General features: G+C 70.0%; 18 protein-coding genes and 2 pseudogenes. 9 read left to right on the top strand and 11 right to left on the bottom strand.

Annotation, left to right across the window (positions count from 1 at the left end; translation table 11 throughout):
- Positions 1 to 114: 114 nt before the first annotated feature.
- The 3 genes from ACIOKD_RS36690 to ACIOKD_RS36680 all read left to right on the top strand — a co-directional run bounded on the left by ACIOKD_RS36690 (position 115) and on the right by ACIOKD_RS36680 (position 2,716).
- Positions 115 to 1,197, top strand: coding sequence for an ArsR/SmtB family transcription factor (locus ACIOKD_RS36690; protein ID WP_402092363.1), 1,083 nt, complete (start codon positions 115 to 117; stop codon positions 1,195 to 1,197).
- Positions 1,198 to 1,338: 141 nt separating this feature from the next.
- Positions 1,339 to 1,770 carry a hypothetical protein gene (locus tag ACIOKD_RS36685; protein WP_402092362.1) on the top strand — a complete coding sequence of 144 codons (432 nt, stop codon included), beginning with the start codon at positions 1,339 to 1,341 and terminating at the stop codon, positions 1,768 to 1,770.
- 70 nt (positions 1,771 to 1,840) lie between these two features.
- A complete protein-coding gene (locus tag ACIOKD_RS36680; RefSeq protein ID WP_402092360.1) occupies positions 1,841 to 2,716 on the top strand; it encodes a hypothetical protein in 876 nt (291 codons plus the stop codon).
- 13 nt (positions 2,717 to 2,729) lie between these two features.
- Here the strand turns inward: ACIOKD_RS36680 and ACIOKD_RS36675 are convergent.
- A pseudogene (locus tag ACIOKD_RS36675) lies at positions 2,730 to 2,828 on the bottom strand (D-ribose pyranase); the annotation flags it as partial.
- Here ACIOKD_RS36675 and ACIOKD_RS36670 point away from each other — a divergent pair.
- A complete protein-coding gene (locus ACIOKD_RS36670) occupies positions 2,809 to 2,949 on the top strand; it encodes a hypothetical protein (protein WP_402092373.1) in 141 nt (46 codons plus the stop codon). The pseudogene ACIOKD_RS36675 and the gene ACIOKD_RS36670 sit on opposite strands and share 20 nt — an antisense overlap.
- A 594-nt stretch (positions 2,950 to 3,543) precedes the next feature.
- Here ACIOKD_RS36670 and ACIOKD_RS36665 read toward each other — a convergent pair.
- From ACIOKD_RS36665 to ACIOKD_RS36650, 4 genes are all read right to left on the bottom strand, one after another.
- Positions 3,544 to 4,116 (bottom strand): hypothetical protein, encoded by a 573-nt coding sequence (locus ACIOKD_RS36665; protein WP_402092359.1) that lies wholly within the window; start codon positions 4,114 to 4,116, stop codon positions 3,544 to 3,546.
- A gap of 294 nt (positions 4,117 to 4,410) precedes the next feature.
- Complete coding sequence (locus tag ACIOKD_RS36660; protein WP_402092358.1) at positions 4,411 to 5,268, bottom strand: hypothetical protein; 858 nt, start codon at positions 5,266 to 5,268, stop codon at positions 4,411 to 4,413.
- A gap of 4 nt (positions 5,269 to 5,272) precedes the next feature.
- A complete protein-coding gene (locus tag ACIOKD_RS36655; RefSeq protein ID WP_402092357.1) occupies positions 5,273 to 5,686 on the bottom strand; it encodes a hypothetical protein in 414 nt (137 codons plus the stop codon).
- A gap of 572 nt (positions 5,687 to 6,258) precedes the next feature.
- A complete protein-coding gene (locus ACIOKD_RS36650; RefSeq protein ID WP_402092372.1) occupies positions 6,259 to 6,414 on the bottom strand; it encodes a hypothetical protein in 156 nt (51 codons plus the stop codon).
- On the opposite strand from ACIOKD_RS36650, the gene ACIOKD_RS36645 reads away from it, so the two are divergent.
- Positions 6,347 to 7,330 carry a hypothetical protein gene (locus ACIOKD_RS36645; RefSeq protein ID WP_402092369.1) on the top strand — a complete coding sequence of 328 codons (984 nt, stop codon included), beginning with the start codon at positions 6,347 to 6,349 and terminating at the stop codon, positions 7,328 to 7,330. The two genes, ACIOKD_RS36650 and ACIOKD_RS36645, sit on opposite strands and share 68 nt — an antisense overlap.
- Here ACIOKD_RS36645 and ACIOKD_RS36640 read toward each other — a convergent pair.
- Both ACIOKD_RS36640 and ACIOKD_RS36635 read right to left on the bottom strand, forming a co-directional pair.
- A complete protein-coding gene (locus tag ACIOKD_RS36640) occupies positions 7,275 to 8,117 on the bottom strand; it encodes a DUF6461 domain-containing protein (RefSeq protein ID WP_402092356.1) in 843 nt (280 codons plus the stop codon). The two genes, ACIOKD_RS36645 and ACIOKD_RS36640, sit on opposite strands and share 56 nt — an antisense overlap.
- A gap of 101 nt (positions 8,118 to 8,218) precedes the next feature.
- On the bottom strand, positions 8,219 to 8,584 hold the full coding sequence (locus ACIOKD_RS36635; protein ID WP_402092354.1) for a DUF4440 domain-containing protein: 366 nt from the start codon (positions 8,582 to 8,584) through the stop codon (positions 8,219 to 8,221).
- A gap of 214 nt (positions 8,585 to 8,798) precedes the next feature.
- On the opposite strand from ACIOKD_RS36635, the pseudogene ACIOKD_RS36630 reads away from it, so the two are divergent.
- Positions 8,799 to 9,688: pseudogene (locus ACIOKD_RS36630) on the top strand (hypothetical protein).
- 346 nt (positions 9,689 to 10,034) lie between these two features.
- On the opposite strand, the gene ACIOKD_RS36625 reads toward ACIOKD_RS36630, so the two are convergent.
- From ACIOKD_RS36625 to ACIOKD_RS36615, 3 genes are all read right to left on the bottom strand, one after another.
- On the bottom strand, positions 10,035 to 11,291 hold the full coding sequence (locus ACIOKD_RS36625; RefSeq protein ID WP_402092353.1) for a family 1 glycosylhydrolase: 1,257 nt from the start codon (positions 11,289 to 11,291) through the stop codon (positions 10,035 to 10,037).
- Positions 11,292 to 11,422: 131 nt separating this feature from the next.
- Positions 11,423 to 13,720, bottom strand: a complete 2,298-nt coding sequence (locus ACIOKD_RS36620; RefSeq protein ID WP_402092351.1) for a family 78 glycoside hydrolase catalytic domain — start codon at positions 13,718 to 13,720, stop codon at positions 11,423 to 11,425.
- A 384-nt stretch (positions 13,721 to 14,104) separates the two neighbouring features.
- The gene (locus ACIOKD_RS36615; protein WP_402092350.1) at positions 14,105 to 14,728 is read right to left on the bottom strand and encodes a TetR/AcrR family transcriptional regulator; all 624 of its coding nucleotides are present in this window, start codon (positions 14,726 to 14,728) and stop codon (positions 14,105 to 14,107) included.
- A gap of 279 nt (positions 14,729 to 15,007) precedes the next feature.
- Here ACIOKD_RS36615 and ACIOKD_RS36610 point away from each other — a divergent pair, with 279 nt between their 5' ends.
- A complete protein-coding gene (locus tag ACIOKD_RS36610) occupies positions 15,008 to 16,546 on the top strand; it encodes an MFS transporter (protein ID WP_402092349.1) in 1,539 nt (512 codons plus the stop codon).
- 357 nt (positions 16,547 to 16,903) lie between these two features.
- On the top strand, positions 16,904 to 19,267 hold the full coding sequence (locus ACIOKD_RS36605; protein WP_402092348.1) for a bifunctional serine/threonine-protein kinase/ABC transporter substrate-binding protein: 2,364 nt from the start codon (positions 16,904 to 16,906) through the stop codon (positions 19,265 to 19,267).
- A gap of 284 nt (positions 19,268 to 19,551) precedes the next feature.
- On the opposite strand, the gene denD is transcribed toward ACIOKD_RS36605, so the two are convergent.
- Positions 19,552 to 20,586: a D-erythronate dehydrogenase gene (denD, locus tag ACIOKD_RS36600; RefSeq protein WP_402092347.1), complete on the bottom strand. Its 1,035-nt coding sequence runs from the start codon at positions 20,584 to 20,586 to the stop codon at positions 19,552 to 19,554.
- Positions 20,587 to 20,699: 113 nt separating this feature from the next.
- On the opposite strand from denD, the gene ACIOKD_RS36595 reads away from it, so the two are divergent.
- Positions 20,700 to 21,527: a siderophore-interacting protein gene (locus ACIOKD_RS36595; RefSeq protein WP_402092346.1), complete on the top strand. Its 828-nt coding sequence runs from the start codon at positions 20,700 to 20,702 to the stop codon at positions 21,525 to 21,527.
- Positions 21,528 to 21,538 lie beyond the last annotated feature (11 nt).

The following is a 21,538-nucleotide window of genomic DNA, read 5'->3' as shown; positions in this document are numbered from 1 at the left end:
GAGTTGCCTACGTGTCACACCCATCGTCCTACCAGGTCCTACCCACGCACGGGACCAAAACCCGAGATTGATCACGACGTCACACAGGCCCTAGTCGAACCGGGGGACCCTGCCATGCTGCGCATCCATTTCACACCCGATGACCTGAGCCTCATCCGGGTGGCGAACACGCCCGACCCGCTGTGGGAGATCACCTCCAGCCTGCACCGGCTCCAGACCACGCAGGGCCGCTGGGCCTACGCTCACTGGCACCGCGCGACCAGGGACGCCCTCACCGGCACCCGGCTCGGCGCCGCCGTCCGGCGGCTGCTCGTCCCGGTGCTGCCCCGGGCCCGCTACTGGCCGGACTTCCTCTCCCCGCAGGAGTCCGCGGACGGGCTCGAACCGGGACTCGCCGCGATAGTGGACACTCCGCCGGGCCGCGTCGCCGACGAGGTGGCCCTGCTCGCCCGGTTCGGCCGGGCCCCCGCCTGGGCGCCCCGGCTCACCGAACGCCACTTCCGCGGGGAACTCGTACGGCTGCTGCGCGACTACCACGACACCGTCGTCGCCCCGCATCAGGAATGCATCGGCGCCTCGCTCGCAGGCGAACGCGTCCTGCTCTCCCGCGCCCTCCTCGACGGCGGTGTCGGCGGCCTGCTCAGCGGCCTCTCGCCCGCCATGCGCTGGTGTCCGCCGGTCCTGCACGTCGACTACGTGCAGGACCGCGACCTGTACCTCGGTGGCCGCGGACTGCGGCTCGTGCCTTCCTACTTCTGCTGGCAATCACCCGTCTCGCTGGCCGACGACACCCTCCGGCCGGTGCTGGTCTACCCGCTGCACGACAGTCGGCCGGCCGCGCCGCCCGAGCGTTCGGAAGCCTCGCTGTCCGCCCTGCTCGGCCGCACCCGGGCCGCCGCCCTGCGCATCCTGGCCCGCGGCGCGACCACCTCCGAACTCGCCCGCGACCTCGGCGTCTCACCCGCCACGGCCACCCACCACACGACCGTGCTGCGCGACGCCGGCCTGGCGCGCAGCAGGCGGGTGCGGAACACCGTCCTGCACACCCTCACCCCGCTCGGCGCGGCCATGCTGCGGCGGCCGGACACGGCACATTCGCGTCAGATCCGATCGGACGCCCGAGCCCTCGCGGAGGCGCCGGAGCGCCCAGCCGCCCCACCGGCCCCATGGGGCACGCGGGTCCCGCCGGAGCGGTGAACTCCGCCGCCCGGCCAGGCACTTTCGAGACGCTTCGAAGGAAGTGGTGGTGCCCACGCGGGCGCTGCGATTGTTTCCCGCGGCACCGCACGGGCCGGAACGACCACGGCCCGTGCCCCGACCGGAGAGGGGACACGAAACATGTCGAAGAGGAGAACCATCAACCGGAGCGTGGTGGCCGGAGCACTGGCGTTCGTCTGCGCCGGCACCGGCGTGGCGCTCGCCCCCGTGGCGTCCGCCGCCCCGGCGGCCTGTCCCGGCTCGGCCATCACCACCGGTGAGTACGAGAGTCAGGGCACCGTCCGCAACAAGTCCGCCACCAGCACCTGTGGCGACCTCAACCTGACGTACTCCCTGAACAGCACCTCGCGGCTCTACGACTACTACGCGGGCCGTCTGCGGCGTTCCGACGGCTCCTGGTTCACCTGCGCCAAGCGCTACGTCTACGCCGAGGACGGCTACCACAGCATCAACGACTCCACGTACTGGCTGTGCACGGACGTCAACGACAACACGCCGTTCAGCGTGGCGAGCCTCCTCGAAGGTGGCGACAGCGTCACGATCTCCCACTGACCTCGGCCCGGACCCGCGGGGTGCCGCCTGCCCGGCGGCACCCCGTCCCGGCGGAAGGACGGACGTGAACGTGACCCGTACGACTCTCGTGCGCGCGGCCCTCGCGTCGACGGCCGCGCTGCTGCTCGGCGCGTGTTCGGCCACCGCGGAGCCGACCGCCGCGACCGGGCCCGAACCGGGGCCGCCCGCCACCGTGGCACCCGCCCGGGTGACACGCACGCTGCCCGACGACCCGGCGCTCATGGTGCTCCCCGCGACCGGGGCCGAGTCCCGCTGGACCCAGGGCCTGGACGTCCTGAGACATCAGGTGGCCCGCTCCGTCGCCGCCGACTGCGCTCGCGAGGCCGGGACCGCCCTGCCGCCGGTGCCTCCGCTCGCCTTCATCTCGTACGCCGAACTGCCCGACCTCGCCCACCTGGGCCGTCACGGCTTCGGACACGGCACCGAGGTGCCCGGCACCGAGGCGAGCCCCGAGCCGGTGCGGGTCGGCAGCGACGCCGAGATCCGTCGCTGCCGCGCGCGCGGCGAGGTCGCGGGGGAGAAGGTGCGGGAGGTCTATCTGCCGTTGCAGCGGCTGTGGTTCGGTGAGCTTTCGGCCTCCCGGCGCGACCCCGCCGCCGTACGGGCCCTGCGCACCCTGCCCGGCTGCCTCGCCGGGAAGGGCTACCGGGCCCGCGACGAGGAGGCGTTCTTCGCCCTCGTCGACAGGACCATGATGAACGCGAACACGGCGGACTACGCCCGTCAGGACCGCGCCCTCGGCAGTGCGTACGCCACCTGCATGCGACCGGTCGAAACCGTCCGCGAACCGCTACGGCGTACCCTGCGCCGACGGTTCCTCGACACGCACGCGCAAGAGGTCCGCGAACTGCGCGCCGCGCTCGTCCCGGCCCTGCGCGACGCGGAGCGGACCTACGGAGTCCGGCTGCTCTTCCCAGCGCCCTGACGGGCAAGACCGCTCAGAAGAAGACCCCGCATCTCAGGAGTACGTTCGGGTACGACCTGGCCCGGACCTCGCTCGTACGGACGATGAGGCGCGTGCCCGCGGACAACTCTTTCGGCGGCTGGTACGACACCGGTTCCGACGTCGACGTGGGGAACACGACCGCAAGACCGACGGGCTGGTCCGGCCCGCGACGAGCCGCGACGGGCCGCACCAGCCCGTCGGCGACGGCCTGAGCGACAGCCGCCGCCCCTGCCACCCGTGCCGGTCCTCGCCGGCCACCTGCTCCAAGCGGAGCAAGTCCGGATGAGGGACTGAGTAGTTGCTCCATCGTCAACTCGCCAGCCCCTACCGGCCGGAACCGCGCTGAGGACACACAGGCCGGCGTCACCGGCCCGAGTATCCGGCCTACCGGGAGGGCGTCCGGGATCCGTACGCCATCCGCGACGGTCTCCACCGGCAGGCTCCCCAGTGCGTGATGAACGATCCGAGCGGCACTGTCGCCCGACGCGGCCACGATCGCTGAGCCGTCCAGGGCGACCACGCCGATCCAGCCGAAGACGATCCAGCCGAAGCCGATTCAGCCGAACGGGCACAGCCGAACGGGCACAGCCGGGACCTCGGGGAGACCACCACGTTCACACCGCCCGGTGGGTCGAGCGACACCAGCACCTGGGAGAGGTCTCCCCAGAGCCCACGGGCCCGGACCACAGATGCAGTACGTCGCGACGAACCGAGTCGGGGCCGCCGTCGGGGATGGCAGGCCGGCCTGAGGGCCCCTCAGTGCGTGGGCGCTGATCCCTCAACCGCAAGTGCCCGCAGTCGGCCGATCAGGCCCCGGCAGCGAGTACCAGCCGAGAACGGGACACCTGGGTGAGCGACACACGCGCGACGGCCACTGAGGCCATCGCCCGTGCGGGATACGGCCGGGAGACCTCGCTGAGTACCGTCAGCTCCCGCGCACGCCCGCCTTCACCCGCCGCGAAGACGAACAGCCGCAGCACCAGGAACCGCCCCACCCCCGCGAGCCCGGAAGCCCCGAGGTAGACGGTCTGCTCGGTGAGCACCCCCGGTGACGACTGCACCAGGTGCAGGACGAGCACCGCGAGGGAGGTCACGGCGTAGGCGGCCGTGGCCGATCCCGCGGACTGCCAGTGCCGCCGCCACCCGGCCCGCCTACCGGTCCCGAAGGTGAACAGCGCGTGCAGCTCGGTGCACAGGACGGTCGACGCGACGGTGATCACCGCGTTCGCCACCGCCCACGGCATCGCCCCGGCCAGCAGCGCCACCGCGCCGCTGGAGAGAACCCCGACACCTCCACCGCACACCACGAACCGGACGAAGGAGACGAACGCACCGGGAGCGGCCACGCCCTTTGGTTCGGTGCTCGTGACACTGCTCATGCTGCTTCCGATCTGCTCGCTCCAGGCGGCTAACGCATGTAAGGCTACGGACGTTAGCCGAGTAATTCAAGGAGGAGCGAGTGTGAGTTTCCGTCCGTAAGGCGACAGGTGGGAAGCGATGTACCGGTTGCACCCGTCCGGGTCCGTGTCCGTGTCCATGCCCGCGACCGCTGCGGGGACCCGGCGGCCGTCTGCCCAGTGCCACCGACGCGAGGCGCGCCGAGCCGGCGCGTGCCCTCGGCGTACCGCGCGCGCTGGACGAAAGCAGCCGCACCCATCACCGATGGGTGCGGCTCACTTCGCCAGTACGGCCTGGGCGGTGGTGAGTTCTGTCCGGTTCATCGCCGCCACCCGGGCGAGCGCTTCGTGGTTACGGTCGATGAGCGACCGTTGGACGGCCGCTTCGGCCGTGAACCACACGCCGACCAGGTTCGTCCGCCTCTTGCAGCTGACATCGGTCCTCGCGGTGTTGCGCTCGGCTGCCGACAGTACGGCGCCCTGGAAGCGCGGGTCCTTCGGCGGGTCGAGCGGACCGGCGTAGTCGAGTTCGCTCGCCCGCATGCAATGCGACCACTGTTCCGTCACGGTCCGGACGCCCTTGTCCCTGAGCGACCGTTCGTAGCTCTCCGTCGAGAGCGCCTGGGCCAGACTCCGGTCGACGTCCCTTGGGCCGCCCGCCTGTAGCCGCCGCCCGGCTTCCCCGGCGCATCCCCCCTCCGGCACCGCGAGTCCCTTGACCCGGCTCTTTCCCTCACCGGTCAGCGCGATGCGCTCCTGCGGCCCCGGCTCGGCGGGCGAGGCCGGCCCGGCCGGGGCGCGCAGCCGGTAGCCGCGGACCGCCGCTTCCGTCGGGTCGGTGATCCCGTACCGCCGCTCCGTCCAGCTCGTCAGGCCGCCGCCCGTTCCCCCCTCGGCAACGGGCGGATAGTCGAACCCGAACCGAACCATGCACCGCCGTACGAGCACCCGATGCGCCTCGGTGACCTTCGTCGTCTCGCCGGGGGACAGCAAGTACGCGTCCAGCGGGAGCCGGAGCCCGGTGCTCCGCAGCAGCGCGGGTGCCTCTTCGGGCTGTTCCCGGTGGTCTGCGGAGCACCCCGCGGTGAGCGCGGCGGCGGCAGTCACGGCGAGCGCCACCACGATCCCGCGCAACGGACTATGTCCAGTAAATGGATTCGACATTGCCCCGGTAGGTCACGTTGTACTGGCCGCCCGTGTTCGGGGGCGCACCCGCACAGCTGCCGGTGTAGTTGGTGCCGGTGCAGATCACGGCACTGCGCGTCGAGTCGTAGTTGTAGCCCCACCTCGCGGTGTTGCCCAGCGGCGTGCCCTGACCGAGACCGGGTGTGGTGTAGACGTTGTTGTTGAGGTTGGCGTCGGCGACGGAGAAGTCGGACAGGCTTCCGTTGCCGAGGATGTTGCTGGCGAAACAGTATTCTCCGCCGGTGCACACACCGTCCTGGTTCGCCTGGACGGATGTGGGTGCCGCGGCTGCGGACGAGGGGACGAGTACGCTCGCCGCGGCGCCCACCGCGAGCAGCGCACCGGATAACTTGCCAATGGCTGACATGATCATCTCTTGCCTTCCGTGATCTCCGGGCGCCGGAAGCGCCTTGGTCGTGCACCAGCATCACGGAGGCGGCAGGCTTCGTCTTCGTGACTTCACCAGCAAACGGACACCCGGACCGACGCCGGATTCTGTCACTTCTCACCAGCGGTCACGGGGGCGGCGGCACGTGTCACCACCAACACCGCAACAGCTGTTGCCACAGCGGCAGTCACACGCAGGTCTCGCAGATATGCACATCCGATCCCGGGAAACGTCTCACAGGGCCTCGGTCCACTCGTGTCGCAGCGCCTTGCCGTCGAGCTCGACCCGAAGTGCCGGCGGCGGGGCTTCACCGGCATGGACCGCGTAGGCGGCGCTGACCGTCTCGCACCTCCATCGGCGCGATGACCCGCTCCCGGACACCTGCCGGGTCCGACGATCGTCAACGGCCGGACGCGGCCGGTGAACTGGCAGTGCAGGATCAGGAGCGGGATGCACCGGAGTCACCGCGTCAACCTCGGCCGGGTCCAGGTCCCGCTGTCGTCGCCCTGGTCAACCCTGCTGTGCAACGGCATCGCTTACGAGCTGCCACATTAGGTCAGGGACGTGGCCGCCGCGCTCGCCGGCGCCACCGTCGGGACGGCCGACGCCGCCCCGGCCAGGGACATCGCGGTCCTCGCCGTGCCGTACGGCAGCGCGGCGGCGGTGGTAAGTGAGTACGGGAAAGCGCTGCACGGCAAGGTCATCATCGACCCCACCAACCCCGTCTCCCCCGATTTCCAGGGCTTTGTCACCCCTGATGGCAGTTCCGGCGCGCAGGAGATCGCCAAGGCTGCTCCCGAGGGCGCGCATGTCGTCAAGGCGTTCAACACCTTGTTCTCCCATGTTCTGGCGGCCGGCCCAGCCGAGGGTCGCCTCCTTGTTCCGCTTGGCGCTGGAGAAGGGGCCGGCCGGCAACTACTGGCACGCGGTCGCGGAGGGGGCCATCCCGCTCCGCGAGATCACCGAGGCCATCGGCAGCCGCCTGGGCCTTCCCGTTGTGAGCGTTCCCGCGGACGTACTGATGGTGCCTGGATACTTTGGGTTCCTCGCTTGCCCGCCGCGCCATTGTCCGGGAAGACGGTCATCGAAACGTGCAACTACGGCCCCGAGCGCGACGGGCACACCCCTGAGCTCGACAGCAAGTCGCTCGTGCGCACTGAACACGTCGAGGACCTTGTGACGACGCTCCTCGTGCACCTGGACGCGTTCCTGCCTCGCGACGGGGACTCGCTGGAAGACCTCGGCGGGGCAGCTACATCGGGGCGGCCGGTCCCGGCCTGGAATGGCTCGCCCCGACTCCGGGCCGGTTGTCGCTCCGCGCCAGGCGCACCGTTGCGGACCGGCGCGCTCACGCACCGCTCCGAATCGGGTGGCCCCCGTACTCGGTATTCGTCCGTGGTGCCGAAACCGGCGAGCCACCTGACGGCCAATCACGACCAGGGGAAACCACCGCTTCCCGCGAGTCTTGACAAGCGCTCCGCTGCCCTCGTCGAAGGCGGCGAGTACAGCCGAAGCACCCTCCTACGTGCTACGTGCCTACGTGCCTACGTGCCTACGTGCGCGCTCGCTACTCGCCTGTCTCGGGTTCCGATCGGGTCGTGCGCGACGGCTCGTTGTAGGTGATCACGACCGGGGCGTTCGCCTCCCTCCGTGCGCGGTCCGACGCCGTCGCGATCTCCTCGTAGGTCCATTCCCCGTGCAGGCGCTCCCCGTGGGCATCGGTGATGTCGATGACCAGGCCGGTCCACTCCTCGGCGGGCTGTTCGGGGACGAGTCCCAGCTCGTACCTGGCGTCCTGGAGGGCGGCTTCGGTGACGCGTATGCCGGTAAGTCTCTCGGCCAGAGCAAAGCCTGCCGCCTTCCGGTCGACGTCCGGGGCGCTTTCGTCGTGCTCTCCCTCGGCGGTCAGGGGGAAGCCGACTTCACGCAGAAGGGGGACCAGTTCATCGGGTGTGTTGCCGTCGCGCGACGACGGGTCCTCGAACGTCATACGGAGCTCACCGTCCTCGAACCAGTGGAAGAGATGGATGGGCTTGCCGCCGTTGGTCGAGTGCGCCACGACCCGGCCGTTCTTCGGCAGCGTCTCCGCATGCGGCGCCGAGACCCCAAGGCCACCGTCGAAGCCGAGGACGAGTGTCCAGTCGCCGTTCTCGCCCGGAGTGCCGAAGGCGCCCGCGACGTAGGACTCGTCCCAGTAGTCGCCATCCACCTCCGCGCGATGGGCGTCGTCCGCCTCCATCAGTCCCGCCGCGCCCTTCCCGGTTCCGCGCGGTTCCGCCCCCATCGTGCGCAGTACCTCGCGCGGGGTCCGCCCCTGTATCAGTGTCAGGGTGTATCCGCTCTCCATCATGTGGCGGAAGAGCGGCGAGGCGCGGATCCAGGCGTAGTCGTGCGCGGTCACCAAGTTCATACAGCGCAGTGTGCCCGACCCCTCTGACAACGACCGGTGCAAGCCGGTTCCTACAGCTGGGCAGGGGCGCCGCTGTCTTCGCAAGCGCCGGTATCACCCGCTCAACTGGTCGAAGTGGCCTGGTGGAAGTACATCCTCCAGCCCGTGTCCGACAGACGCCACAGAGAACTCCGCCATGCCCGATGGCCCCGGTTGTCGCAGAGGTACGTCAGATGGACGACGTCCGGAGCCAGGGTGACTCCGGACATCTGACTGACCTTGACCGGGGACTCCGTCGACACCCAGCCGCCACTCGTCACTGAGAGGATCGACTCCACATCCCATCGGCACCCGGAGGCCCCGAACTCGATGAACTCCGGATCCAGGAGTTCCAGGACACGGGCCGGAAAAGCGCGCACCTCGGGATCGAGAAGCCGCATCTCCCCCTCAACGGCCGCTTGTACGGCCCGCTCGCTCTCATCCGTCATGCGGGGATTCTACGGAGGGTCCTTGACCACTCGACGTTTGCCGTTCTGGCGGGTCTGCGTAGGTGAGCCCAAGCACGACAGGAGTCACACAGGCAGGCTCGCTGTCACCGTGGCCCAGCCTGCGTGCGTTGGACTTGACCAGCTGAACACCGATGCCGACGGAGCTGGTTGAGGCGGCCAAGGGCTGTCAGTGGCTGGTGACAGGATGACCGGCATGGCTCTCGTACGTACTACTCCGCCGCGGCCCGTGGACGTGACCGCGGTCTTTCCCGAGCTGGCGCCGTTGGCACGTCCTGCGATTCGGCTGCACCCTCGTCCCGGGGCGCCTTCGGTCGAGGAGAGCTCGGTCGGGGGGCCGTTGCTGTGGCCGGCTGATGAGCCATGGCCGCACTGCGAAGCCTCGCACCTGCACCGTGACAGTGGGTTCCGCCACTGTATCTACGCGACATACCCCTACTGCGGCCGCCCGGACAGGCCGATCTCCTCCAGGTTCTGTGGTGCCCCTACGACCACCATCCCGATTGGAAGCCGGCGACCGCACTGTTCTGGCGGTCCACCGCCGAGGTCGTCGACATCCTCGCCACACCGCCCGAGCCGTACGAGGCGAACTATGAGGGCTATGTGCCAAAGCCGTGCGTGCTGGCACCGGAAGCGATCAGCGAGTACCCCGACAGCCTCGCTCTGAGCCCGCAACTGCTGCTGATGGTGGAGGACTGGAGCAGATGGCAGGCAGCCGGCGCCGACGTGGACAGCTCCTACGCGGACTGTCCGCGGGAGTTCTACGACATCCATCTGGCAGACGCGCCCGGATGGAAGGTCGGCGGCTGGCCTCCATGGGGCCGCACCGACCCCGACCCCCGTCACTGCACTGTCTGTGATGCGCAGATGGTCCCGCTGCTGACCATCGCCTCCTTTGAATGGGACGGCGGCGAGGGACGCAGCTGGACACCTTACGAAGACCAGGCCGCCGCCAACGCCGGCGGTCATTGCTGTGGCCAGAGGCCCTCCCAGCCGACCAAGGTCGAAGTCGGCAGCACCGACAACATGCAGATCTACGTCTGCCCGGCCTCTCCTGAGCATCCGCACACCGACCTGATCCAGTAAGCCGTCGGGCCTGTCGCGAACCCTCCCGCAGCCGGGACAAACACTGAGCCTCGGCACAGTAGTCATACGGCTGTGGTGCTGGCACTGGCGGCGGCCCAAGCCTGCTGGACCGCGCGGATCTCCTGATCGGTGGGCCGGCCTGGGCGGGTGGGCGGAAACCGGGCGGCGATGACGGGACGGCGGAGCTTGGCGGTACCTGGGCCGTCGACGACCTCCGCAAGCCGCCCCCCATCGACATCCCTGCTGTCACCGTTGAGGACCCCGGGCCGACTGGTGGTGTCGGTCAGTCCAGTCGGTTCGACTCACACAGAGGGCTTCCGCGGCGGACCAGGAGACGGAGGGCGGCTCAGTTCCTGCTGTCGGCGAGCGTGCCGCGGTAGGCGCGCACCACGTCGGCGTAGGCCGTCGCACTCGGCTTGGGCCTGCGCTGGAAGGTGACGCGGTCCACCTCGTGCAGTCCGAGCTGGGCGCCGTAGCCGAAGATCCACTCGAAGTTGTCCATGAGGGTCCAGTGGCAGTAGCCGAGGACAGGTGTGCCCGTGTCCACCTCGGCGGCGAGTGCGTGTACGGCGGCGGGGACGAACGCGGCACGTTGTGTGTCGTCCGCGGTCTGCATCCCGTGTTCGGTCACGAGTACCGGCACCCCGGCGACCTGGTGGGCGTAGCGCACCGCGCCGGCGAGGGAACCGGGCGCGATTGCGGTGCCCATGCCGTTTCGTTCGCCGTCCGCCTCGACCTCTCCCTCGGGGCCGTGGACGACGCGTTCGTAGTTCTGTACGCCGATGAAGTCGTCCTGGCGTGCTTCGCGCAGCCAGTGGTCGTAGACCGCGGCACGCTTGGCGTCCCGTCGCTCTTCGCCGCCGGGGAGTGCGACCTCGTCGGCGATGGCGATGGACACGCCGACCGGCAGATCGCCGCGGCGGGCCTTGATCGCCTCGCGGGCGGTGCGGTGGGCCCGGGTGAACGCTTCCTGGAACTCGTCCTGCCGTTCGGCGGGAATGACGTTCGCGCTGGCGTAGCCGGCGGTGCCCGCGGCGCGGGCCGCGGCCGCCAGCATCTCGTTCTTCAGCGCCTCCGCCTCGGGCGGAAGCTTCGCGCCCTCCTGCAACAACTGCTCCAGGTTGGGCTCGTTCAGGGTGACGGCGTACGCGATCCGGTCGCCGAAGCGGGCCATGACGCGGTCGCACTGGTCGGCGAAGCGCGCGGCGGCGTCGGCGGCGGTCCAGGAACCGGCCGCCGCGAACCAGTGCGGTGCGGTGAAGTGATTGAAGGTGATGAGAGGGGCGAGGCCGCGCGCCAGGCAACCGTCGACCATCTGCTCGTAGTGGTCGAGCGCCTCGGCGGAGACGATCCCGCGCTCGGGCTCCACGCGTGCCCATTCGACGGAGAAACGGAAGGCGTTGAGTCCGAGTCCCGCGGCGAGGTCGAGGTCCGTCTCCCACCGCTCGTAACCCCGGCAGGCAGGTCCGCTCGGCTCGCGGAACAGCGACGGGGTCGTGTGCTCCAGGAACCAGGTGTCACTGGCGGTGTTGTCGCCCTCGTTCTGGTGTCCCGCGGTGGCGACGCCCCACAGGAAGCCGTCGGGCAGGGTGTGATGGGTCATGTGCTGCTCCTTGCAAGTTGCCGATATGCCGGTCGGCGTTCTCGTCGATGTACTTGTCGATGCGCTTGTCGATGCGCTTGTCGGCGTGGCTGTCAGCCGTGTCTGTGGAGGGGAGTCCGCGGACTCGGGCGTCACGGTGTGTACGCGGGGAACGGGGTGTGGAAGGAGTGCCGGCCGGGGCCGACCTCCACGTCCTCCATGCCCGGCAGATCGACCAGCGCGGTGACATCCGGCGGCACGAGAAGGTCGACGAGCAGCGTGCCGCCCGTGATCCGCCACCCGGTCTCGATACGGCCGTACGGTGAGTCGTGCTCGGCCCGGGCCCAGGTGAGGCCGCCGCCGGGGCGTGGCCGGATCAACAGCCGCCGGTATCCCGGACCGGCGGCTGCGAGCCCCGCGACGGTACGGTGCATCCAGTCGGCGACCGCTCCGAGCGCGTAGTGGTTGAAGGAGGTCATCTCGCCGGGGTTGACGTCTCTGTCGGGCAGCATGCTGTCCCAGCGTTCCCAGACGGTGGTGGCGCCCATGTCGACCTGGTACAGCCATGACGGGCACGCCCGCTGGGTCAGTAGCCGGTAGGCGGTGTCCACGTGCCCGGTGTCGGTCATCGCGTCGCACACCTGGGGCGTGCCGAGGAATCCGGTGCCGATCCGGTGTCCGCCCTCGGCCACCAGGTCGGCCAACCGGCGCCCGGCCGCGGCCCGTTCGGTGCCGTCCTCCAGCAGACGGAAGCGGAGCGCGAGGGCGTAGGCGGTCTGGGTCTCCTCGGTGAGGCGTCCGCCACCGGCGTGGAAGCGGTCGCGGAAGGCGTGGCGGACGGCGTCGGACAGGGCGTGATAGCGCGCGGCGTCCTTCTTCTCGTCCAGCACCTCGGCGGCGTCGGCCAGCAGCCGCGCGGAATGCGCGTAGTACGCGGTGGCGACCAGACCGGCCGATGTCATGGCCCGGCCGGGATCGTCCGCAGGCGCGGACGGGTCCAGCCAGTCACCGAACTGGAACCCCTCGCCCCAGACACGGCCGGGCCCGGCGATCCGGTCGACGGCGTCGACCCAGGCGCGCATCGACGGGTACTGGGCGCGCAGCACCTCGGTGTCGCCGTACCGCTCGTACAGCACCCACGGCACGATGACCGCGGCGTCGCACCAGCCCGCCATGGGCGGGTTGCCGGGCGGGATGGGTACCGGGATGATCACCGGGATGTCCGGGCTGAACACCGGGGGAACGCCCCGCTCGTCGGTGCTCTGGTCGGCGGCCAGATCGCGCAGCCAGGAGCGCAGGAAGTCGTGGACGTCGTAGAGGAAGGTGGCGGTGGGGGCGAAGACCTGGACGTCACCGGTCCAGCCGAGGCGTTCGTCGCGCTGCGGACAGTCGGTGGGGACGTCGACGGTGTTGCCGCGCATGCCCCACACCACGTTCTCGTGCAGCCGGTTCAGGGAGGGGTCGGAGCAGGAGAACCAGCCCGTGCGGCGCAGGTCGCTGTGGATGACCACGGCGGTGACGTCGGCCGGATCGAGGTCGCCGGGCCAGCCCTCGACATCGGCGTAGCGGAAGCCGTGGAAGGTGAAGCGGGGTTCCCACTGCTCACCCGCCGGATCGCCGCGCAGGGTGTAGCGATCGGTGGCGGTGGCGTGCCGCAGCGGACGCGTGCACAGGTCGCCGTCCTGAAGGACCTCGGCATGGCGCAGCGTGACCGTGCGGCCGGCCTCGCCACGGACACGGACGCGCAGCCGCCCGACGAGGTTCTGGCCGAAGTCGAGGACGGTGCGGCCGGTCGGTGAGGTGGTCACGGCGACCGGTCGCACGTGGTCGGTACGACGCACCGGCGGGCTGTCGGCCGGGAAGAGCACCGTGGTGTCGAACTGCACGACCTCCACCGGCTGCCACGCCGAGTTGTCGAAACCGGCCTCGCTGAAACGGGTCTGCTCGATGCGCGCGTCGTACACCTCGCCCTCGTACAGCCCGGAGGAAAGGACGGGGCCGGGGCTCCACTGCCAGCCGTCGTCGGTGGTGAAGGTGTCGGCGGACCCGTCGGCGTACTCGACGCGCAGTTCGGCGACGAGCCCGGTGCGCTCGCCGTAGATGTCCCGGGTGCCGCCGTTGAAGCCGAGCAGTCCCCGGTACCAGCCGTCGGCCAGGTGGGCGCCCCACGCGTTGCGCCCTTCCCGGACCAGCGCGGTGACGTCGAAGGTCTGGTAGCGGTGGCGGTGTCGGTAACTCGTCCAGCCGGGGGCGAGGACATGGTCGCCCACCACGGAGCCGTTCAGCTCCAGTTCGTACACGCCGAGGGCCGTGGCCAGGAGGCGGGCCGATCTCACGGCCGCCCGCGCGGTGAACTCGTCACGCAGCAGCACGGCGGGACGGGGGCCGTCGGGTGAGGCGGTTGCGGAGGGGGCGGGACCCACGGCATGGGCGGTCCAGGAGTGATGCATGGCGGCCTTTCTCAGCGCCGGGAATGAGCAGGCACGATCATGCGACCAAAACCTAGCGATTACTAGGTGTTGGCGTACGTGACGTGTGCCACTCGCGCGGAGGGGGTTCGCGTGATGGTGACGCGCGCATGACAAGCGCGTCCTGCGGCGGGGGTTGGGCCGGGGCCGGGGCGGTGGTGTGGCGTGGGGAGCGGTGGTGTGGCGCTCGGCTCCTGCGGCCCCTGTCGGCGGATCTGCAGATCGGCCGAATTGCAGGTCAGCAAGTCAGCAAGTCAGCAGGTGAGCAGGTCGGCAGATCGGTAGATCGGTAGATCGGTAGGTCAGTAGATCAGCAGGTCGGTAGGTCGGCGAGCCGGCCGGTCGCAGTCCCGGTAGCAGTCCCGGTCACAGTCCCTGTCCGTCCGTCGAGATGCCGCGCATGAGGCGGTCGAGATGGCCGCGCATCACGGCGACAAGGTCGAACGACCGACCCCCGGCCAGCCATTGCTGATGCAGGCCCGCGTCCACCGCCACGCACTCGCGGGCGATGCTCTCGTGGTCGAGGTCGGCCCGCAGTTCGCCCTTGTCGCTGCCGGCCCTGAGGCGGTCCGACAGTTCCCTCAGCCCCTTCTCCTGCCAGGAGGTGAAGTGGTCGTGGGCGGGGTGGTCCGCAGCGATGGCCTCGACGGCGAGCATGACGGCCACCTCCACCATGCCGGGCATGGTGAGTGTCTCGGCCGTGTCCTCCAGGTGGCACCGGAAGGCATCCCGGACCGAGTCCGAGACCCGCTCCCAGCGCACGTCCATGCGCTCGTGCCAGTACTCGACGACCGCGACGAGCAGCTGCTGTTTGTCGCGGAAGTGGTGCAGCAGTCCGGCGTCGGTGATCTCGGCGTCGCGGGCTATGCCCGCGAGGGAGGTCTTGCGATAGCCGTCCCGGCCGAAGCGCAGCAGCGCGGCATCGAGAATCTGTGTACGCCGTGCCCGGCCTGCCGTGTAGTGGCCGCGCGGTCCCCTGGGTGTCGCCATGCGAGAACGGTACCGGCGGGACGGCCGGCCATGCCGGGCCGCCCGGGTGTCGGCTGCCTGGGTGTCGGTCGCCTGGGTGTGCGCTGTGTGAGGTGCATCACCATTCTGATACCTAGCGAGCACTAGGTGTTCAGGTAATCATCGACCTCACGCCGCGACGGATCAACGCCCGGTCACGCCCCTGTGAACGACAAGTTACGCCGGGCGTCCCCGGCCACCCCTCCCACCCCCCACCGCGCCACCCCATTCCTTCGGCACCTCCGTGAAAGGAGGGCTGGTATGACGCCGTCGTCATCAAGCCCCTCGGTCGACCTCGCACCCCGCGCCGCCGCGGACGGACGATGGTCCCCCCGTCTGGTCCTGCTGTTGATCGCACTCGCCTGGCCGACCCAGCTCCTGGCCGCAGGCGGCATCCTCGGCGCCAATGCCACCGCGAGTGTCGCGCAGACGTTCCACACCACTCAGGTGGTCTGGTTCGGGCTGACGCTGACCCTGGTGACCACCCTGCTCACCCCCTTCGTGATCAAGCTGGGGGACCAGTACGGGAAGAAGCGCGTCATGCTCGCCATGATGGCGCTGGGCACTCTCGGCGAGGCACTCGCGGCCGTCGCCGGCAGCTTCTGGCTGGTACTGGCAGGACGCGCTATCGCCGGTTTCTACGGGCCGTTCGGTGCCCTGTCGTTCGCCGCGATACGGGATCTCTTCCCGCCCCGGCTGGTCAAGCAGGCCAGCGGCATCACAGGCAGCAGCGTCGGCCTGGTGGCCATCGGCTCGCCGTTCCTGGCCGGCTGGCTGGTCGACAACTGGGGCTACCGCGGCACCCTGTGGTTCCTCGCCGCCGCCACCGCCGTCGCCTTCGTCCTGGTCGCTCTGCTGGTCCCCGAGACACCGCGGTACGTGTTCGGATCGGGCTTCGACTGGCTGGGCGGCCTGGTGCTCGGCGGCGGTTTGACCTCCGTGGTCTATGCCGTCGGTCAGGGGCAGAGCTGGGGCTGGTCGGACTCCAGGACCCTCGGCTGGCTGACCGCGGGCGCGGTGGCACTGACAGCGTTCTTCTTCGTGGAGCGCTCCAGTGACCACCCCATCCTGGACCTGGGAGTCCTCAGCCGCCGTCCGGTGGCGCTGGCGCTCACCGCCGGAGGGCTGGCGCAGACGGTCGCCTTCACGATGCCGGGCCTCGCCATCCTGCTCGCCCTCTACCCGCACATCCCCGGGGTCTCGGCGGGTCTGGGCTGGACCGCCCATCACAACGCCGTCGTCAGTGTGAGCTGGAACGTGGTGATGTTCGGCACCGGCCTGCTCATCAGCCGGTGCCTGCGCACCTTCGACGCCCGCAGGGTGTGGTGGGTCGGTCTGCTCGTGATGGCCGCCGGATACACCCTCGTGGGCTTCTACCACGGCGGTGAACTCGAACTCATCCTCACTTCCTGCGTCGCCAACGTCGGCGCCGGCGTCGTCGTCGCGACGGCTCCCACACTCGTCGTCGGTGTGGTCTCCCGGGACGAGCAAGGTCTGGGAAGCGGGATGCTCAACATGCTCATCAGCCTCTTCGGCGCGATCTTCACCGCCGTCGCCTACGCGATCCTCACCTCGGACAGCACCGTCGTCGAGGGCACGGCCTTCTACCAGGACACCGGCTACTCCTGGATCTTCTGGTTCGGAGCAGTGGTGACTCTGGTGGCCCTGCTGCTCTCCCTGTTCATCCCGACGCTGCGCGATCCTGTCGAGGAGGATGTCGCCGGGGCGGACGCCGACGACCGTGTCATACGTCCGGGGCCGGCGCAGGCGACACCGTCGAACGCCGCGACAACCGGCTGAACGCTTTCCTGGGCGCGCCGTCACCACTTGCTACGACCGTGTCCGCGGAGTTTGGCGTGCGGACGTTCACGTTCTGCAGGGTCAAGCCCTTGGACTGGTACTCGCCAAAAGATGAGACTGCTGTCACCCCCGCACGCCATGAGTACCAGTACACGCTCATCGATGCCGCCTCCTACAAGATCGGCCCGCAGGACGGCTTGTGGTCCGCGAGAACTGCGAGGACTGCGAGGACCGCGAGGCACATCAACCATTCGCGGTGCGGCGGAATTCGAGCCGTTTCACTTGAAGGTGTGGCAGTCGTGGGTTGCAGAGGGGGAAGCGGGAAGCCGTGGCGGGCGATGACGGTACGTTCGCGGGATGCGGCGGATCGGGGAGTTCACCGTGCAACGGCGCCTGGGCGCCGGCGGTATGGGTGTCGTGTATCTGGCGCGCAGCACCGCGGGGCGGCAGGTCGCGCTGAAGGTGATCCGTCCCGAATACGCCGAGGAGCCGCACTTCCGTGCCCGGTTCCGGCACGAGGTGGCCGCTGCCCGAAAGGTGAGCGGGGCGTTCACCGCCTCAGTGGTGGACGCCGACCCGGACGGTGATCCGCCATGGCTGGCCACTCAGTACGTCGCCGGTGGTTCCCTCGAAACCCGGGTGCGGTCCGTCGGCCCCCTGTCCGTGACCGAGATCGCCGGGCTGGCCGGGCAGTTGGCGGAGGCACTGCGCGACATCCACCGTCAGGGCATCGTGCATCGGGACCTCAAGCCGGCCAACGTCCTGCTCGCCGATGACGGCGTACGCGTCATCGACTTCGGTATCGCACGGTCCGTCGACCAGAGCCGGGCGCTGACCCGCAGCGGTGCGATGGTCGGCACGGCAGCTTTCATGGCGCCGGAACAGCTCGATACGGCTCACGCCCTGTCACCCGCGACGGACGTGTTCGCCCTGGGCAGCGTGCTGGCCTTCGCCGCGCTGGGCCGTAGTCCCTTCGAGGACCCCGGGGCGGCCGGCGTGGAGCCGATCGCGGTCGCTTTCGCTGTGGTGCACAAGAAACCGGACCTGACAGGCCTGCCCGCCGCGCTGCGCGGACTGGTGACCCGCTGTCTGGCGAAGGACCCCACCCGGCGGCCGACCCCGGAAGAAGTCCTGCGCGTGACAGCCCTGGCCGGTAAGGGCCACGAGGAGGACCTCGCGAATCGGCCGGTGCGGCCTCGACGACGATCGCCCTGGACGTCGTTCGCCGTCCTGGCCGTTCTCCCCGCCCTGTGCCTGCCCGGTGACGCGGGCCGATCGGCACCGTCGCGGGCCCTGCCGTGCGCAGCCGGCCTCAGCGCGCTCGGCGAGGGCCCGATGCGCAGATGCGTCGGGCTGCTGGATACCGCCGCCGCGCCCGACGTTCTGCGTCGCTCGTCGACTCGGGCGGTCGCCGCGGTGCTGGAGCGGATCGCTCTGGAGAACCGGCGGGTCGTCGCGGACGCCGAAAAAGCGGGCGGTCGCCCGTACGTGTCGATGGCCTATCTGACACCCATCACCGAGGAGTTCGACGGCCGGGCCTCCATGGAGGCCGTTCAGCGGGATCTGGAAGGAGCCCACCTCGCCCAGCTCACGACCAACCGGAAATCGGCGGACGCGCCCGAAGGCCCCGCGGTCCGGTTGCTGTTCGGCCAGACAGGGGGTTCAGCCCAGCAGCGCAACCACACCGTCGGCCAGGTGCTCGCGGCACGGCGCTCCGAGCGGATCGTCGCGGCGCTAGGCCTGGGCGGCAGCACCGCGGCCAGCCAGGACATGGTGGAGGAACTGACGGCCGGAGGCCTGCCCGCGTTCGGCTCGGTCCTCACCGCCGACTCCTGGGCCGCCGTTCCCGGCCTGGTACGGGTCGCCCCGACCAACGCCGATCAAGCCGCAGCCGCCGTACGCCATCTGTCGAGCGGCAAGTTCGCCCGTTCCCGGATCCTCTACGTCCAGGACATCGCCCCCGGGGACCAGTACACCAGCACGCTGGCCCAGCAGTTCCGCGCCCGGCTGCCGGCGGACCGGCTGGTCCGCCCGGACCCCGTGCTGTTCGACTCCTCGCGCTCCGAACCGGCAGACTTCCGCGCCGCGCTCGCGGACGTGTGCACGATCAAGCCCGACGTCGTCTACTTCGCGGGCCGCGGCACGTCTTTGCCGCACCTCCTGACCAACCTCGCCGCACGCCGCTGCCGAGGGCACCGGATCACGGTGATGTCGGGCGACGACGCCATGATGGTCCGGCACACGAACGGCTATGGCCGTCACCAACTGGCCGCGGCACTGGGCAAGGGTGGCATCGACCTGCTGTATACGGGCCTGGCCCACCCCGGAGCCTGGGACCTGGCACCCGGCGCCTTCGCCCCGACAGCCGTCGCGCCGTTCCGTGACGGCACGTTCGCCGCCACCTTCCCGCACGGCGAACTGGAGGACGGCAGGGCCATCATGATGTACGACGCCCTCTGCCTCGCGGTTCGCGCGGTCCAGGAGGCCCGCGGAACGTCGACGCCCACGCCCACCGTCACCGACGTGTACCGCACTCTGTCCCGGCTGCGCCAGGAGGGGGCTGTGCCGGGCGCCGGCGGCTGGATCGACCTCGGCGACGACGGTGCTCCGGTGAACAAGGCGATCCCCGTTCTCCGCATTACCCCCGACGGCCGAACCACTGCCTTGACAGTCGTGTCGGCCCACGGCGCCCCGGACGAACGGCGGGAGGGGAAACGCTAGCCGCTGTGTTGCGCGAAGGGGATCGGCTGTCCATGGACATGGACATGGACATGGCTGTGGCTGTGGCCGTCGACGGCTGGGCCGCGGACCCGGCCTCTCCGTCGTCGTCCGGGCCCCGACCGCGGAGGACCTGCGGCTGATCGAGGCCACTGAGGCCACTGAGGCCACCGATGCCACCAATGCCACCGATGCCACCAATGCCACCGAGACAGGGCCTCAAGAGCGGGTAAGACGCGTAAGAATCACCGGTTACCGACGTGTTCGACAGGCTCTCGTCGGTGTCCTCAGGGGCCGTTCGTCCCGACGGAGACGGCGACGGTGACGGCGTCGGGATGGTCCTGGACGTACGACCTGAGGACCGACTCGAAGTTGTCGTCGGGGCGCAGGCCGAGTGCCGTGGCACGTGCGTTGTCGAACGAGGCGGGCCACGAACCGACGATGGCCTCGACGGTGGAGTCGGGCGCGACGGTCACCAGGTCGGCGACGGCGTCGCCTGCTACCCGCCGCAGCGCGTCGAGCATGTCGGCGACCGTGACCGTGAGCGCCGGCAGGTTGACCGGAAGCCTGCCTTCGAGAGACCCGGGGCCGTTGTCGCGTCCGGCCTCGGTGATGCGGAGGATGCCCTCGACGGTGCGCCCCGGTGAGGCCAGCGCGACCTGCAGGCCGGGGTCGACCGGGCAGGTGGCCGCAAGGCCGGAGAGGGGCTCGCGGACGATGCCGGACAGGAAACCGGAGGCGGCCGCATTCGGTGCGCCCGGTCGTACCGCGACGGTCATGAGGCGCGCCACACGTCCGTCGACGAAGCCCCGGCGCGTGTATTCGGCGATCAACTGCTCACAGACACGCTTCTCCATTCCGTAACTCGACTGCGGCGTCGGCAGCGTCCACTCGTCGACCACGGGCGGCAGGGGCGCCGCAGGGTCGGAGCCGTACACCGCGACGCTGCTGGAGAACACCACCCGGGGCGTCGGCCCACCGGCGGCCGACTGGGCGCGGGCGGCATCGAGCAACGCGCGCGTCGTGTCCAGGTTGGCGGTCATGCCCAGGTCGAAGTCGCTCTCGCACTCGGACGAGACGGCCGATGCCAGGTGGATGACCACGTCCACGGGCTGCCTGAAGACGTCGTCGAGGCGTTCGCTCAGGTCGCCCTGGACGATGTCGACCAGTGGGTGGTCCGCCACCGGCGTCGCGGCCGGCACGTACCGGTCGGCGAGCAGTAACCGGTCGACGGGCGCACCGCACAGGGTCCGCCGTGCGAGCAGGACATCGGTGACCTGCTGTCCCAGGAAGCCGAAGCCACCGGTGATGACGATCCTCATGCGTCCTCCTCGTGCTGCTTGAGCAGACCGGGTCTCTCGCTCGCTGCCGTACCAGTCCATGAAGTGACGAGGTTGGGATTGGCATCCAAGTAAGCTGAGGCTACCCTTACCAGGTGTCGAAGATCCCGAAGTTGATGCCCCGGCAGCCCCGGCTGTTCCGTTGTCACGTCGTGCGCAGTGAGCGTTACACGTCCTCGATGCAACGGGTCACGGTGACCGGGCCGGACCTCTCCTCGTTCCCGTGGCAAGGCTACGACCAGTGGTTCCGGTTGTTCCTGCGGAGACCGCACCAGGAGGAGTTCGTCCTGCCGGAGATCTCCGGGCCGACCTGGTGGAAGCCGTTCCTTGCCGTACCGGAGGAGGAGCGGGCGCACTGCGCGAACTACACCGTGGCCGACTTCCGTCCCGACGCGGCGGAACTCGACATCGACTTCGTGGTGCACTGCGGTCCGGGCGGCGAACCGGAGGGTGCCGCGGCGATCTGGGCCTGCGGGGCGAGCCCCGGTGAGGAACTCGCCCTCCTCGACCAGGGGTTGCTGTTCGACTGCCCCGACGACGCCACCGACGTACTGCTCGTCGCCGATGAGAGCGGTCTGCCCGCGACGGCCGGGATCCTGCGCTCCCTCCCGCGTGAAGCGGTCGGCCGTGTCATCCAGGAGGTCCCGACCGCGGATGACCGCCGCGACCTGGACGCCCCGGCCGGAATGAGCGTCACCTGGGTGGTGCGTGACGACCCGTCCGCGGTTCCCGGCGCCGCCGCACTCGCGGAGTTGCGCCGGCACGTGCCCGCCGACCCGACGGGTTATGCCTTCGTCGTGGGGGAGTCGACACTCGCCACCGAGGGCCGACGGCACCTGCACCGTTCCGGACTGCCGAAGTCGCGCATCACCTTCTCCGGCTTCTGGAAGCGCGAGACACACGAGAAGGCCGCTGCCGCCTGACCGGCACCGCG

The sequence above is a fragment of the Streptomyces sp. NPDC087844 genome (assembly GCF_044742785.1).
In the GTDB taxonomy this organism is placed as follows: Bacteria; Actinomycetota; Actinomycetes; order Streptomycetales; family Streptomycetaceae; genus Streptomyces.
Note: the sequence above shows the minus strand (reverse complement) of the source record. Positions and strands in the feature narration are given on the sequence as shown.

Excerpts from the sequence above, each read along its gene's own strand:
- ACIOKD_RS36620 (WP_402092351.1), bottom strand. The coding sequence starts at position 13,720 with ATGCATCACTCCTGGACCGCCCATGCCGTGGGTCCCGCCCCCTCCGCA.
- ACIOKD_RS36615 (WP_402092350.1), bottom strand. The coding sequence starts at position 14,728 with ATGGCGACACCCAGGGGACCGCGCGGCCACTACACGGCAGGCCGGGCA.
- ACIOKD_RS36605 (WP_402092348.1), top strand. The coding sequence starts at position 16,904 with ATGCGGCGGATCGGGGAGTTCACCGTGCAACGGCGCCTGGGCGCCGGC.
- ACIOKD_RS36625 (WP_402092353.1), bottom strand. The coding sequence starts at position 11,291 with ATGACCCATCACACCCTGCCCGACGGCTTCCTGTGGGGCGTCGCCACC.
- ACIOKD_RS36635 (WP_402092354.1), bottom strand. The coding sequence starts at position 8,584 with ATGACGGATGAGAGCGAGCGGGCCGTACAAGCGGCCGTTGAGGGGGAG.
- ACIOKD_RS36665 (WP_402092359.1), bottom strand. The coding sequence starts at position 4,116 with ATGAGCAGTGTCACGAGCACCGAACCAAAGGGCGTGGCCGCTCCCGGT.
- denD (WP_402092347.1), bottom strand. The coding sequence starts at position 20,586 with ATGAGGATCGTCATCACCGGTGGCTTCGGCTTCCTGGGACAGCAGGTC.
- ACIOKD_RS36640 (WP_402092356.1), bottom strand. The coding sequence starts at position 8,117 with ATGAACTTGGTGACCGCGCACGACTACGCCTGGATCCGCGCCTCGCCG.
- ACIOKD_RS36685 (WP_402092362.1), top strand. The coding sequence starts at position 1,339 with ATGTCGAAGAGGAGAACCATCAACCGGAGCGTGGTGGCCGGAGCACTG.
- ACIOKD_RS36610 (WP_402092349.1), top strand. The coding sequence starts at position 15,008 with ATGACGCCGTCGTCATCAAGCCCCTCGGTCGACCTCGCACCCCGCGCC.
- ACIOKD_RS36690 (WP_402092363.1), top strand. The coding sequence starts at position 115 with ATGCTGCGCATCCATTTCACACCCGATGACCTGAGCCTCATCCGGGTG.
- ACIOKD_RS36650 (WP_402092372.1), bottom strand. The coding sequence starts at position 6,414 with ATGATGACCTTGCCGTGCAGCGCTTTCCCGTACTCACTTACCACCGCC.
- ACIOKD_RS36655 (WP_402092357.1), bottom strand. The coding sequence starts at position 5,686 with ATGTCAGCCATTGGCAAGTTATCCGGTGCGCTGCTCGCGGTGGGCGCC.